12 protein-coding genes are annotated in these 14,750 nt (G+C 46.3%); 5 read left to right on the top strand and 7 right to left on the bottom strand.

Features of this window, described 5'->3' with window-relative positions; all coding sequences use genetic code 11:
* Positions 1 to 182: 182 nt before the first annotated feature.
* The 4 genes from ABDZ76_RS15950 (at position 183) to ABDZ76_RS15935 (ending at position 3,827) form a co-directional block, all read left to right on the top strand.
* The gene (locus ABDZ76_RS15950; protein WP_343807758.1) at positions 183 to 1,193 is read left to right on the top strand and encodes an ABC transporter substrate-binding protein; all 1,011 of its coding nucleotides are present in this window, start codon (positions 183 to 185) and stop codon (positions 1,191 to 1,193) included.
* Positions 1,190 to 2,002: an ABC transporter ATP-binding protein gene (locus tag ABDZ76_RS15945; RefSeq protein ID WP_343807755.1), complete on the top strand. Its 813-nt coding sequence runs from the start codon at positions 1,190 to 1,192 to the stop codon at positions 2,000 to 2,002. The genes ABDZ76_RS15950 and ABDZ76_RS15945 overlap by 4 nt, the downstream gene beginning before the upstream one ends.
* Positions 1,995 to 2,771: an ABC transporter permease gene (locus ABDZ76_RS15940; RefSeq protein WP_343807752.1), complete on the top strand. Its 777-nt coding sequence runs from the start codon at positions 1,995 to 1,997 to the stop codon at positions 2,769 to 2,771. The genes ABDZ76_RS15945 and ABDZ76_RS15940 overlap by 8 nt, the downstream gene beginning before the upstream one ends.
* A 168-nt stretch (positions 2,772 to 2,939) precedes the next feature.
* Positions 2,940 to 3,827 (top strand): MBL fold metallo-hydrolase, encoded by an 888-nt coding sequence (locus ABDZ76_RS15935; protein ID WP_343807749.1) that lies wholly within the window; start codon positions 2,940 to 2,942, stop codon positions 3,825 to 3,827.
* A gap of 80 nt (positions 3,828 to 3,907) precedes the next feature.
* On the opposite strand, the gene ABDZ76_RS15930 is transcribed toward ABDZ76_RS15935, so the two are convergent.
* The 7 genes from ABDZ76_RS15930 to ABDZ76_RS15900 all read right to left on the bottom strand — a co-directional run bounded on the left by ABDZ76_RS15930 (position 3,908) and on the right by ABDZ76_RS15900 (position 13,164).
* Complete coding sequence (locus ABDZ76_RS15930) at positions 3,908 to 5,395, bottom strand: amidohydrolase family protein (RefSeq protein ID WP_343807746.1); 1,488 nt, start codon at positions 5,393 to 5,395, stop codon at positions 3,908 to 3,910.
* A complete protein-coding gene (locus ABDZ76_RS15925; RefSeq protein ID WP_343807743.1) occupies positions 5,392 to 6,582 on the bottom strand; it encodes an amidohydrolase family protein in 1,191 nt (396 codons plus the stop codon). Before ABDZ76_RS15925 ends, ABDZ76_RS15930 begins: the two co-directional genes overlap by 4 nt.
* Before the next feature lie 35 nt (positions 6,583 to 6,617).
* Positions 6,618 to 7,553 carry a sugar phosphate isomerase/epimerase family protein gene (locus tag ABDZ76_RS15920; protein ID WP_343807740.1) on the bottom strand — a complete coding sequence of 312 codons (936 nt, stop codon included), beginning with the start codon at positions 7,551 to 7,553 and terminating at the stop codon, positions 6,618 to 6,620.
* Positions 7,554 to 7,650: 97 nt separating this feature from the next.
* Positions 7,651 to 8,373 (bottom strand): GntR family transcriptional regulator, encoded by a 723-nt coding sequence (locus ABDZ76_RS15915; protein ID WP_343807737.1) that lies wholly within the window; start codon positions 8,371 to 8,373, stop codon positions 7,651 to 7,653.
* Between the two features lie 255 nt (positions 8,374 to 8,628).
* The gene (gene tdh, locus ABDZ76_RS15910) at positions 8,629 to 9,663 is read right to left on the bottom strand and encodes an L-threonine 3-dehydrogenase (RefSeq protein ID WP_343807734.1); all 1,035 of its coding nucleotides are present in this window, start codon (positions 9,661 to 9,663) and stop codon (positions 8,629 to 8,631) included.
* 45 nt (positions 9,664 to 9,708) lie between these two features.
* Positions 9,709 to 10,896 (bottom strand): glycine C-acetyltransferase, encoded by a 1,188-nt coding sequence (locus ABDZ76_RS15905; RefSeq protein ID WP_343807731.1) that lies wholly within the window; start codon positions 10,894 to 10,896, stop codon positions 9,709 to 9,711.
* Positions 10,897 to 10,983: 87 nt separating this feature from the next.
* Positions 10,984 to 13,164 (bottom strand): malate synthase G, encoded by a 2,181-nt coding sequence (locus ABDZ76_RS15900; RefSeq protein ID WP_343807728.1) that lies wholly within the window; start codon positions 13,162 to 13,164, stop codon positions 10,984 to 10,986.
* A 172-nt stretch (positions 13,165 to 13,336) separates the two neighbouring features.
* On the opposite strand from ABDZ76_RS15900, the gene puuE reads away from it, so the two are divergent.
* The gene (puuE, locus tag ABDZ76_RS15895; RefSeq protein WP_343807725.1) at positions 13,337 to 14,743 is read left to right on the top strand and encodes an allantoinase PuuE; all 1,407 of its coding nucleotides are present in this window, start codon (positions 13,337 to 13,339) and stop codon (positions 14,741 to 14,743) included.
* Positions 14,744 to 14,750 lie beyond the last annotated feature (7 nt).

Below are 14,750 nucleotides of genomic sequence, written 5' to 3'. Positions count from 1 at the left end.
TTTTAGACAAATTAACACTACCTTTCCAACCCGGATGAACTGTTCATTCATATGAAATTTATTGGCAATTAATGTAGCTCAAACGTGTTTTTAAGGTAGCTAGCCCCTTTTGCCTTTTCAAACATGTGTTATAATATGAATATAATGTTTTATATTGAACAATTGAAAAGGGAGGAATTTCAATGTTTCAATCTACGCGCCGCCGTTTTTTGCAGGGAGCAGGGGCTGGTTTTGTTTTATTAGCGAGCGGTAATTCCGCTTTTACAGCCAATAAAACTTTCCGTTTTATTACACCATTTACACTTTCTCTGGCCTTTAGCCCTGTATTATACGCGAGTGCTGCCGGTTATTATGAAGATGAGGGTTTAAATGTAGAAATCGAAGCCGGTAAAGGCGCTTCGCTTGTTTCACAAATGGTAATTGCCAAGCGTATGGAATCCGGGCGTACCGGAGGGACAAATTATATCGTGTCCAACGTTAATGATAACGCTCCGATGATTTCTATCGCAACCATTGCACAGCTTTCTCCATTTTTTGTTCTTTCAACCGATAAAGATCCAGTAAAAACAATGGCCGACTTGCAAGGTCGCACAGTTGGCATGGCGACATTGGGCGGTTCGATGGAAGGAACCATCGATTTGATGCTTAAAAAAGAGGGAATTTCCCCTGACAGTGTCAACAAGGTTAAAGTTGCGGATTCCGCCGCATCATTTGCACTGGTTGAGGCTGGTCGTGCCGGTGCTTTTGTCGGCAACATATCTTCCATGATTACGGCGACGCATGGAATGGATGGTGTGCATTCGATGGCCATTGATGATGGCATTCCTGGGCAGGTTTATGTCGCCAGACCGGATGAAATTGAAGCAGATCCAGAGCGTTTTGTGAAATTTTTGCGCGGGACACATCGTGCTGCAGTTGAAATTGTTGAAGCTCAGGATCTTGGCCCAATTCTAGATAAAATTGCGTCCAAATATGAAGTGAATGGTATTGCAGATCGCGCCATTGCCAGTGAAGATTTACGTGCCAATGCAGATAACTGGGCTTCTAAAGGCAAGGAAAACATTCTGCGAAATGTACCTGAAGTTTGGGATAGCGCCGTCAAGCTGCTGGCGGAGGCAAAGCTCATCAATAAAGTAGTCGATCCTCAGACACTTTATACAAATAGCTTATTAGAGCAGGCACTGGCTAAATGACTTTAATGCCGCAGAATAATATACAATCTGAGATTAGTTTGCAGTCTGTCGGTAAGATATTTGGCAGTGGTGAACATGCCGTACAGGCCATTCGCAATGCCAGTCTGGAAATGCCACGGGGAGAGTTTATATCGTTATTGGGTCCTTCTGGCTGCGGAAAAACGACTTTGCTTCGTATCATTGCAGGGCTCGAAGTACCCAGTGAAGGCGAAGTTCTTATCCGGAATAAGCCTGTATGGGCGAAGGGGAAACGAGACGGGGAAGCAATTAAACCGGTTTCCATGATGTTTCAGGAAGCCAGATTATTTCCGTGGTTTTCGGTTATCGAAAATGTAGCCTTACCATTAAGAATAAGAGGTGTTTCTACAGAAGAACGCTTGGAAAAAGCACGGAGTTTATGTGCAACCGTCGGTCTATCTGGCTTTGAAAATGCTCGTCCGAACGAATTGTCAGGAGGGATGCGCCAACGCGCATCTCTCGCAAGGGCACTGATCACCCAACCGCAGGTATTGCTTCTTGATGAGCCTTTTGGCGCACTGGACGCAATGACACGCGATACGTTGAATCTGGAGTTAATGGCAGTTTGCGAAGCGAGTAAAGTTACTGCGATTTTAGTTACTCACTCCATTAATGAGGCCACGTTTTTAAGCAACCGTGTGGTTATGTTGGCACCAAGGCCTGCACGAATTGTCAGTATAGAAACAATGCCTTTTCCAAGGCCTCGCACACTGGATGTTCAGCGCAGCGCAGAGTTTCAGGATGTTTCGGCGCATTTGCGTGGAATTTTGACGGGGCAGAAAAATGCATAATGATGTGACATTGAAAATCGTTTTACCCATTGCCACAGTTGCTATTTTCTTCCTTGGCTGGTCTTTTTATGTACATAGTTCTGGGATTTCAGACTTTATTTTACCTGCGCCTGAGCAAATATTAGTGGCATTCATTGATATGATCAGTGACCCCAAAGTCTGGTATCATGCCCGGATAACAGTAACTGAAGCGGTGAGTGGCTTCTTCATAGCGGTCGCGCTTGGTATGGTACTTGGCTTTATGATGGCACGAGTGCAGGTTTTGGAGTGGGCCTTTAAGCCCTTTATCGTTTCACTTCAATTAATACCTAAAATTGCATTGGCACCGCTGTTTATTCTTTGGTTTGGTTTTGGTTTGGAATCTAAAATCTTTATGGCTGCGGCTTTATCGTTTTTCCCGGTTTTCTCCAACTCTTTGCTCGCGTTTCGCTCTGTCGAAAGTGGCGATAATGACGTTATGACAATGCTGCAAGCCAATGCATGGCAACGTTTTGTCATGCTGGATTTTCCATCCGCGATGCCGATCATTTTTGCTGGTATGGAAGTGGCCGTCGTCATGTCGATGATCGGGGCGATTGTAGGTGAATTTGTCGGCGGCAACGAAGGCTTGGGCTATCTTGCGGTTTCCTATTTGCAAGAGTTGCAAGTACCGCGCTTGTTTTCCGTTATTGTGTTTCTGACCCTGATAGGCCTGGCTTTATATACGTTTATTGCACGATTGCGGTACTGGTTTGTTCCTTGGCATGCATCAAGCAAGAAAAAGGCCTGATTTTCAATGGCACTAAAATCCGTAGTCCACACATTGGATGGACTACGGATACGGCTCTATTGAAATCATTTCCCCCATTAACGTGAGAGAACTGACATGAATTATCATATAAAGAATGTTCTATTTGCTTTCACTGCTTGTTTGCTGGCAGTAACGAGCAACATCACTATGGCTAATGAATTAGACATCAATGATACTAGTGATACAAATCTAAAAATTCATTTTTTGGGTACTGGAAGCCCCATTCCTCTGACTTCACGCTTCGGGCCTTCTATTTTAATTCAGGCAGGTGATCAGTACTTATTATTTGATGGTGGGCGTGGTGCTATTCAACGTATTTATTCATTGGGTATTCCTTTTCCAAAGATAGATAAGTTGTTTATTACTCACCTACATTCAGATCATACTGTAGGTATTCCTGATATATTTTTAACCAGTTGGGTGCGCGGACGAAAAACGCCTTTTGAAGTATGGGGGCCAGAGGGAACTACGCATTTAATGAATGGTATTCGTTCAGCTTTTGAATATGACATAAAAATTCGTATCGACCAAAATGATGGCTCCAATATCAAAATACATGATATTGATGAAGGCATTATCTACGATAAGGATGAATTACAAGTTATCGCATTTCAGGTTGATCACGGTCCAGTGAAACCAGCTTTTGGTTATAGAATTAATTATAAAGGTAAAAGTGTTTTACTTTCAGGCGATACGAGATACGACGAGAATCTAATTAAATATGCAAAAGATGTCGATGTAATCGTCCATGAAGTCGCATCAACATCAGACAATATGGCAAACGCAATGCCAATGACGCAAAAAATCGTTGATATACATACTACGCCAGAAGAGGCCGGAAAGATTTTTGCACTCATTAATCCTAAACTTGCGATATACTCTCACATTGTTTTATTTGATGTTTCGGATGATGAATTAGTGAGAAAGACAAATAAAAATTATCAAGGTCCATTATTAGTTGCCAACGATTTAATGACTGTAAGTATTAACGATAATGGCTATAATATAATGCAAAATAATATATATAAGGATTAAATTTTATCCGGTCTTGTTTGAATTGAACCGCTCCGAATTTTTTCGGAGCGGTACTTTATGTGCATGCAAGGCCGTGATTTTTACCTTAGAATAGGGTAACTTGGCGGAAATAACTCCTGGAGTGATGGGTGTTGCCAGCTTCGTTCGGGATATTTATTGAGCAAACCATCAAATTGTTTTTGTGCCTGTTTTCTCGCATCTTTCATATTAATCCCAGCAACCTCTCCAAAGCGCATGGAAAGACGGCCATCAACAAAAACAGCTTGTGTCACGCGGCCACTTCCGCCTGCAATAAGAGTTGTTATCGGGTCGATAGTTGGTGCCATTACGAGGTCATCAAGACCAAAAATTGCAATATCGGCGCATGCATCAACTTCAAGTTTTCCGATATCTTGTCTGCCTAGTGCCTTAGCCCCGCCCAGCGTTGCGGCATCATAAAGATCTGCACTGGTAATGCGTGTTGGCGTACCATCATGGATACGCGATAAAGATAATCCAAATAACAAATTCATCAGCATATCAGGCGGCGTGGTATCTGTACCCATCGCAATGTTAATGCCTTGTGCTTTGCAGGACGAAAATGATTGGAGGCTTGCTCCTCCACGTGCAGAAACCATCGGGCAATGAACAATTGAAACATTATTGGCGGCGTAAAGTTCTAAATCTTCTGTCGTCGCAGATGTCGCATGCGGTGCAATGATGCGATCATTCAACAATCCCGTACTAGCAAGCCATGCCGGAGCCGTTTTGCCATCATGTAAAGCACGAACTGTGTCAACTTCCAGCTGACTTTGTGCCATGTGCAAGCGGATTTTACAGTTTAATTCCTGAGCAGCCGATTGGGTCGCACGCAAGAGATTTTCTGTGCAGGTCTCTACACGGTCAGGCGCAAGCATTCCGTTGATTAACCCGTCAAAACGGCCATGTTGCTGACTGATATAATCGACTGCATCCCGCAAGCCCTGCAATCCGCGTTCTTCATCAAAAACCGGAACTATTTTATTCTGTGACTCAACAACCAAACCACCGGAACGATAAGCAGGACTTAGAAATACCCGTAGGCCTAATTCACCTGCAGCTTCAGCGGCAGCGTCAAACTCTGCAACAGTTTCACCCCATTCCCGATAAAACAATGAGGCAATTGGTACGGCCGTTGTAATGCCATTGAGGAGTAATTGACCGAAAGCGAATTTTTTCTGGAAGGCCAGTTCTTCTTGTGAATACATTTCATATGGGCCACGCTCAACGTAAGAACGCGGCCAAACACGACCTTTTGCCCAGAAAGGGTGATGGTCAATGCCGAGAATAGTTGTGTCGAGATCAGATAGAGCGTCAAGGTCAATTAAACCTGGACTGATAAGCGCATTGCCAAAATTAATACGTCGTGCAACTTCACCATCAAAGCTTTGACCAATGAAAAGAACTTTGCCTCCATCTATAACAATCTCGCCATGGTGAATAAGATGATGAGAACCGTCTTTATAACCAAGAACCCAAGAGGCGGTCAGAAGTGTCAGCCCCTGAGGACGCTCCCCTAATATCAGCTCATTTAAGATGTCTTTACTCATGGCATTTCAATCAAAGCTTGGCCGTTACGGGCTGTGATATGACCGCTTTTCATAACCAGTGGACGCGGTGCAACATCAACAACCGCATGAGCAAGTGTTTCACCGCTAACAAGCGTCAAATCTGCTTTGCAACCAACCTCAAGGCCATAATTGGCAAGTTGCATGACGTCAGCTCCACCTTGTGAAACCACACGTAATAAATGCTCCAATTCATGGTCTGAGCGTAATCCATTGCGCATACCGATGATACGAGCACGATCAAGCATATCAGGTTGTCCCCACGGTCCCCATGTATCACGAATACCGTCACAACCGGCACCCACCCGGATACCGGCATCCAATAAACGCATAATAGCCGGAACAGTTGCCGATGGTGCGCCTGTTGTCAAAATGGCAACATCCAGCTCTGCGAGCTGTTCGATCAGATATGCTGCACGTGCAGGATCAACCGAGCCAAGTGTAAAGGCATGGCTGATTGCGACCTGACCTTTCATGCCATTGGTACGAATGCGCTCGAAAATTAACTCCATCGTAAAGGCGCCAAGCTCTCCGGCTTCATGAAGATGAATATCGAGTGGTTTTTGATGCTTAATTGCAAGTTCAAATAAAATATCAAGTTGGCCTTTCGGATCGCGGTCGATGCCGCATGGGTCAATCCCTCCCAGCACTTCGCATCCGAGTTTCAAAGCTTCATCTAATAGCTCTTTTGTACCCGGCATTACCATCAGGCCGGATTGCGGAAAGGCAACAATTTCAATGTCGATAATGTCGCGAAGCTTTTCTCGCGTTTGCATGACACCTTCAACAATCGACAAACCATGCGTGGTATCGATGTCAACATGACTGCGAATATGGGTTGCACCGTTGGAGGCCAAACCAATGGCGTGGCGCATCGACTGAATATGCGGATCAATGCCAACGTCTAAGCGATGTTCGCGTTCAAAATCGATACGATCACGCAAGACTGCACGGCGGTTGTTTTCATGCCACGGCAGCCCCCAAGTGGTTTTATCAAGATGTGTATGCGCATCAATCAAACCTGGAATGGCAATCGCATTGCCCCCATCTTCAATTGTAATACTGTCGTCAATTTTGTCAGGATTAGTGGCTTCGATAATGCCGTTGCGGATCAACATATCGACAGTGTCACCGCCCCACGGGCGAATATTTTTAAGAAGAGTGCCCATAACCGGCTCCTTTAACACAGCATTTCATACATAAATTATTGAAGAACGAATTGTTGCAAAGCTTGCGGCAAACGCTCGGTGTGAGCAGCTTGATCCCAAGTCACTTCCTGATTGCCAAAACGGGCTGCCATCTCAAGAACGGAGGCATATTCTTCCAGTTTTATCTCTGGTTGTGCCGCAAGCCAGCCTTGATCAAAGACGGGCATGGCAAACTGACCACGATGCATTTCAAGCCAGCGGCGCGCATCGGGCATCAAGGCGGTTATCGCTGGCCAATCAATGTAACCTTGACCTAAAGGAGCAAGGAAACGCCGTATGCCGCCATCTTGAAAGCGCACAATACAGTCATCAATATAAAGCGAATGTACATAAGGGGCGACACGTCGTGCCGCTGCAACCGGATCTTCCATACGGCAAACAACATTGACCGGATCATAGGCTACACCAAGTAAATCCTCACCAACATGCTTAACCAGATCAACAACTTCAGCAGTGGTTATCTCTTCATGGGTTTTGAGGATGAGGCGGGACTGACACTCCCGAAGCACAGGCGCTGCTTGCTTAATCATCTGGGCAACTGCATCAAGCTGTTGCTGCCAGCTAATTGTTTCATCAAAGCGCTCTTCGATCATGCCGATCACAAACATCGGGTCATGAATGCCGGCCAAAGCCGCAGCCCTGATCAACTTTGCAATGCCTTTATCAAGGTCGCCGTTTGCCAGTTTTGATACTGCTTCTGATCTGAAGGGAAGCGCAGGATTGAGAAAGCCGAGCATGACAGAGGCATTAAGGCCAAGCTCTTTTGCTTTGTCGTGAAATGCAGCCAGTTCTGCCTGATCCAGTTCAGGGCTGATATCAAACAAGGAGCCAAAAAACACACCACTGAGCTTCATATCCGCTGCCAGTTGTAATGCTTGGATGGCACTCAGATTTTGCGCGTCTGGCAGTGAGCTTTTTACAATGCCTGTCATGGTGTCCTCAAGTTTAGGTTTATATCAGCAAGAATAAATCCTGTACTTGAGGCTTCCACAAATTGGATACAAAATCAATAGTAATCGTATCGTAACTCTATACAAACCGCTTAAGAATTTCGTCCAATGAGCGTTTAGTGCGTTTGGTTTTACCAATATTGGCCATCTCAAAAACCTGTTCGAGGTGATCCACGATGGCTTCTGCACTCGCTTGAGAATCGCGGGCGCGCAAAGCGTTGATAATGGCGACATGCTCATCAAGACTACAGTCGGTTTCCTGATGCGTACTATGTTGCGCAAGGATCAGTGATGTGCGTGAAATCAGCACTTTCAAAAAGCCTGAAAGCACTTGATTTTGTGCCATATCCGCAGCCAGCATGTGGAAATCACCGGACAGAAGAATAGCGGCAGCATGGTCACCTGAGTGGTGAACTTCATGCTCTTTCGCTAAATGCTGCTCCAGAATTTTAATCTGGCTATCATTGATAATGGTGGCGAGTTTTGTAAAAATTTCCCGCTCAATCGCAATCCGCGCTTCAAACACTTCCCGCGCTTCTTCAGGTGTTGTGCTGGCTACAAAGGCACCGCGGTTTTGGCGAAACTCGACGAGGGCTTCGCTGTGTAAACGGTTGAGGGCAGCGCGGACGACAGTGCGGCTGACTGAGAAAAGAACGCCGATGGATTCTTCACTAAGCTTCATACCGGGTTGCAATTCACGAGCAAGGATTGCTTGCGAAAGCGCCTCACAAATCACATCGATTTTTGAGCCGGCGTTTTTTCCTTCGGCGTTTTCGTCTTCTGTTTTTTGACCCTTGGCCATACCGTCGTCCAATCACTTATGGGAGATCGGGCTGTTTGAGCGCCCTATCTCCATGAGCTGTTAAGTTGAAAAATGAAGTTCGTACGAGTAGCGGTCATAGAGCCTTAATTTTGCTTGAACTTCCTTTATTTAAACGTAATTGATGGCACATTTGCACAAGTTTTCCAATACGGTATGGCAAGTTCATTGCATTCAATCAAAGGTTATTTCGTATTAGAAACAGCTTAGATGCCCATGTCGGACATTACGGCACTGTTACCAGTCCATAACCACCTTGCCTGAATTGCCACTGCGCATGGCTTCAAAGCCTGCCTCATAATCATCAATGCTGATGCGGTGTGTAATCAAACCTGAAACATCGAGAGGGCCTTGCACCAAGGCAATCATTTTATACCAGGTCTCGAACATTTCACGACCGTAAATGCCTTTCAGGTGTAGCATTTTGAAAATGACTTTGTTCCAGTCGATGGAAAAACCCGTTGGCGCAATGCCGAGGATTGCAATTTTACCACCATTATTCATCGTATCAATCATATCCCGAAAGGCGGGCGCAGCACCGGACATTTCCAACCCGACATCAAACCCCTCAGTCATACCGATACTATTCATAACTTCGCGCAGATTTTCCTTTGAAGCATCCACGACATGACGCACCCCAAGTTTACGGGCCAAATCAAGTCTGACAGGATTGAGATCCGTAATCACCACTTTTCGAGCGCCAACAGATTGCGCTATCAATGCGCCCATAATTCCGATGGGGCCGGCACCTGTGACAAGCACATCCTCGCCAACAAGATCAAAGGAAAGAGCTGTGTGAACTGCATTGCCGAGAGGATCAAAGATCGCGGCAATTTCATCCGGCACATCATCAGGAATAGCAACGACATTATGTTGAGGAATTGCAACATATTCAGCAAATGAACCCGGTCTATTGACGCCGACACCTAATGTATTACGGCATAGATGACCGCGTCCGGCACGACAATTGCGACAATGTCCGCAAACGATATGACCTTCACCCGAAACACGCTGCCCGATTTTATATTCGCTGACGGCAGAACCAACATCGGCAATTGTACCGACAAACTCATGGCCGGTGACCATCGGAACGGGGACAGTTTTTTGTGCCCACTCATCCCAATTGTAAATATGAACGTCAGTGCCGCAAATAGCGGATTTTTTTACTTTAATAAGAACGTCATTAGGGCCGACATCCGGAATAGGAACCTGTTCCATCCAAATGCCCGGTTCCGCTTTAGCTTTGACCAGTGCGCGCATCATATTCGACATGCTGTTCTCCTTGGAGAGTGCCTTGCAGTGATTACACTGAAGGGATCAAATTATACCGAGTTTTTTGCCAACCTCGCCAAACATCGCCACGGTGTAGTCGATATCTGCGATAGTGTGGGTGGCTGACATTTGTGTACGGATACGGGCTTGCCCTTTTGGAACAACAGGGAAAGAAAAACCGATGACATAAATGCCGCGCTCCAACATTTTGGCTGCCATTGCCTGTGCTATTGTGGCATCGCCTAGCATGACGGGTATGATCGGATGATCGGCACCAGCTAGGGTAAAGCCGAGTTTGGTCATTTCACTGCGGAAATGCTGGGCATTACGAATGAGCTGCTGGCGCAAGCCGTCACCATTTTCGATGATATCGAAAACTTTAAGCGATGCTGCGGCAATGGTCGGCATTAATGTGTTGGAAAATAAATAAGGGCGCGAGCGTTGGCGTAACCAATCAATGACAGGCGCTTTTGCCGACGTATAACCACCGGATGCGCCGCCTAAAGCTTTGCCCAAAGTTCCGGTGATAATATCGATGCGGCCTTCAACACCACAATATTCAGCCGAACCACGACCATTTTTGCCCACAAAGCCAACTGCATGGCTGTCATCAACCATGACCATGGCATTATATTTATCGGCAAGATCACAAATGCCCTGAAGATTGGCGATAATGCCATCCATGGAAAAAACGCCATCGGTAGCGATCAGTTTGAAACGGCAACCTTCAGCTTTTTTAAGCTCTTCTTCGAGTGAAGCCATATCATTATTGGCATAACGAAAGCGCTTTGCTTTTGACAGGCGAACGCCGTCAATAATGGATGCGTGGTTGAGTGCATCCGAAATAATCGCGTCTTCTTCGCCAAGCAATGTTTCAAACAAACCGGTATTGGCATCAAAGCAGGAGCTATAGAGGATGGTATCTTCCATACCAAGAAAACTGGAAATTCTGGCTTCCAGCTGTTTGTGCTCTTCTTGGGTGCCGCAAATAAATCGCACTGATGCCATGCCATAGCCATAGCGATCCAGCGCTGCCTGAGCCGCTTTGCGGATATCAGCATTGTCAGCCAGACCGAGATAATTGTTGGCGCAAAAGTTCAGAACCTTTTGCCCGCCGGCCACTTCGATATTGACGGCCTGCATCGATGTTATGACACGCTCGGACTTATAAAGTCCTGATGATTTTAATGTGTCCAGCTCATCAGAAATATAAGAGATGAAAGAATTCGTCACAGGATGTCTCTCCACTCCGTATAACAACCATTTTTATGGTATCGGAGCCGCCGGAAGTGATAATCCGGCGGCGGCTTATCGATTACTTCATGACGAGAGCTTTGCTTCGCGACGGCGGGCTGTCAAGATTGTTTCAGTGTAGCCATTAGGTTGAGTACGACCTTTAAAGACAAGATCGGCAGCTGCTTTGAAGGCAGGGCCATCAAAATTCGGTGCCATAGGGCGATAAGATGCATCATTGCTGTTTTGGCGGTCAACCACCTCTGCCATACGACGCAATGTATCACTGATTTGTGTTTCCGTGATAAGGCCGTGATGCAGCCAGTTGGCGACATGCTGGCTGGAAATACGCAGAGTGGCACGGTCTTCCATCAGGCGGATATCGCTTGAATCCGGCACGGCAGAACAGCCAACGCCCTGATCTACCCAGCGCACAACATAACCAAGAATGCCCTGAAGATTGTTTTCCAGCTCTTCCTGAATTTCGCTGGCGGAATAGCTGTGCGTTGCAATTGGCAAGGTAAGCAGATCATTGAATGTATCGCGTGGATTGCCACGCAATTTTGCCTGCTCTGCTCTTACATCCACTTGATGATAATGGATAGCATGAAGCGTAGCGGCTGTTGGTGAAGGAACCCATGCGGTTGAAGCACCAGAGCGTGGATGGCCGATTTTTTCTTTAACCAGTCCGTCCATCAGGTCCAAAGCAGCCCACATGCCTTTGCCGATCTGCGCGCGCCCCGGCAGATTGCGGGCAATGCCCACATCGACATTATTGTCTTCATAGGCTTTGATCCAGACGGCGTTTTTCATTTCGCCTTTACGAACCATCGGGCCTGCTTCCATATCAGTGTGAATTTCATCGCCGGTGCGATCAAGGAAGCCGGTATTGATGAAAGCGGTGCGATCTCTGACCTTGGAAAGACAAGCAGCAAGATTGAGCGAAGTGCGGCGCTCTTCATCCATCACGCCGATTTTCATCGTATAGCGTGGCAGATCAAGTAATTCTTCGATGCGTTTGAATAATAAATCAGAAAGGCCGACTTCGTCCGGTCCGTGCATTTTTGGTTTGACGACATAGACCAATCCGGTGCGGCTGTTGCGATGTTTGTTTTCACCACGAATATCGGGCAAAGCACTGGCAACCGTAATTGCAGCGTCAAGAATTGCTTCGGGAACTTCATTGCCACTTGCATCCAGAATGGCATCGGTAAACATATGATGACCAACATTGCGGATGAGCATTAACGAGCGGCCATGAAGCGTCAGCGTTCCGCCACTTGGCGTTGTGTAGGTGCGGTCGTCATGAAGGCGGCGTTCAAAACTGGCATTGTTTTTAGTAATAGATGCGGAAAGTGTTCCCGTCATTAAGCCCAGCCAGTTGCGATAAGCGGCAACTTTATCATCAGCATCGACAGCAGCAACAGAATCTTCCAGATCCATGATGGTTGAAATCGCAGATTCCAGAATGATATCGGCGATACCGGCTGTATCGTCTTTGCCGATCTCACTTTCATGGTCAAAAATGATTTCAACATGCAGGCCGTTATTAGCAAGTAAAATGCTGGCTGGAGCATGGCGCGAGCCGGTATATCCAGCAAGCTGTGTCACATCTTTCAGGCTCGCAATGTGACCGTCAATCAATGTCACCAGCAGCTTGTTTCCTTCGACAATATAGCTGGTTGCATCTTTATGGCTACCAGTGCTGAGCGGTGCTGTTGCATCAAGAAAATCACGCGCATAAGCAATGACGTGTGCGCCGCGCTGCGGATTATAGCCTTTGGAAGCTTGGATTGCAGCATCTTCCGCAATAACATTTGTACCGTAAAGCGCATCATAAAGTGAGCCCCAACGTGCATTGGCTGCATTGAGTGCATAACGGGCATTGGAAATGGGGACGACAAGCTGAGGGCCGGACAATGTTGCAATTTCGGCATCAACATTTTTAGTGGCGACCTGATAAGCGTCGGCGGCCGGTGCTTCAACCAGATAACCGATTTCACGCAAAAATGCCTGATAGGCAGCTGCATCATGCGGCTGACCTTTACGGGCAATATGCCAGGCATCAATTTTGTTTTGTAAATCATCTCTGATCGCCAGCAATTCATGATGGCGCGGTGTCAGATCAGTCAGGATGGAGGTCAGGCCGTTCCAGAAAGCATCGGCTTCGATGCGAACAGCAGGCAACAACTCTTTTTCAACGAATTGATGCAGGGCAGGATGAATGGAGAAGCCGGAAGAGTGCTGATGATAATTTTGCTTAGTCATTTGAATCCCATTTATTGTTTATCCAATGATTCCATAAATTGGATACATTGACAATATATTTTTAATACGAGATTGTATTCAATAATGCGGTTGGCGATGTTTTTGTTCTTTTATCAGTCGCAGCCATTGGTATGAAAAAAGCCGTGAAATTATAATTATCGGAGGGAAACTTATGCGTTATCCGCGCAATATGATCGGGTATGGAGAAACTACACCTCATGCCAATTGGCCGGGCAATGCCAATATTGCCGTGCAATTTGTCCTGAATTATGAGGAGGGCGGTGAGAATAATATTCTTCATGGGGATCCGGTTTGTGAAGCTTTTCTTTCCGAAATTCCGGGAGCTGTTCCATGGGAAGGGCAGCGCCATTGGAACATGGAATCCATCTATGAATATGGCGCACGCGCTGGGTTTTGGCGTTTGCATCGCCTTTTTACCGAGCTGAATGTTCCGGTCACTGTATTTGGTGTAACAACAGCTTTGATGCGTTCGCCGGAACAACTGCAAGCCATGCAAAATGCAGATTGGGAAATTGCTTGCCACGGCAATAAATGGGTTGAGCACAAGGATATGCCCGAAGCTCTGGAACGTCAGCAGGTAGAAGAAGCTGTGCGTGGCCATGAAATAGCAACTGGTGAAAAACCTGCGGGTTGGTACACCGGCCGCTGCTCGCTTAATACGGTTGATATTGTTTCCGAAGTCGGCGGCTTTGAATATATTTCTGATACATATGACGATGATTTACCTTATTGGCGTGTGCATCAGGACAAGCCGCAATTGATTATTCCTTATACGCTGGAAGCCAATGATATGCGGTTTGGCACTGCCAACGGCTTTAATTCGGGTGAGCAATTCTTCAATTATCTCAAAGACAGTTTTGATTATCTTTATGCCGAGGGTGCAGCCGGCAGACCAAAGATGTTTTCTATCGGGCTTCATTGCCGCTTAGTCGGACGTGCGGGTCGTATTGCTGCTTTAAAACGCTTCATAGAATATGTGCAAAGCCATGACAAAGTCTGGATTGCCAAACGTGTGGAGATTGCACGTCATTGGGCAGCCACCCAGCCATATATTGCGCCAAAGCTCTTGCCTTCCAAGCTTTCAAAAACGGAGTTTCTTGAAAAATTTGGTGATTGCTTCCGCAATGGTGAGGCAATTACGGAACGTGCCTTTGAGAGCGAGCTTGGGCCTGCCAATGACAGCCCGTATGGATTGTTTTTTGCGCTTCGCTGCCAGTTCAGAGCGGCGAGCATTGAGGAGAAAAAACATATCCTCAAAGCCTATACGCGGCTTGATGATAAAATTGCTGAGACGGAAATTGTTGCAGACGAAAAAGATGCCAGACGTATCGATGCAATGACAGCTAAACAGCAGCATAGATTGCTGGAATTATTGCAGGCTTATAAACAAAAATTTGGCTTTGATGCTATTTTTGTTGTGCGTCATTATACAACGGCAACTTTATTGGCAGGTCTGGAGGAGCGGCTTCTGACAGACTTAGAGACTGAGCTGGCAGTCACCTATCGTGAGGTGGAAGCACTTGCACGCATTCAAGTAACTGAAAGGTTTGCAGCATAAGCTGCAA

The sequence above is a fragment of the Paenochrobactrum glaciei genome (genome assembly GCF_039522165.1).
Classification (GTDB): Bacteria; Pseudomonadota; Alphaproteobacteria; order Rhizobiales; family Rhizobiaceae; genus Paenochrobactrum; species Paenochrobactrum glaciei.
The sequence above is the reverse complement of the archived record's forward strand: the minus strand, read 5'-3'. Positions and strand labels throughout refer to the sequence as shown.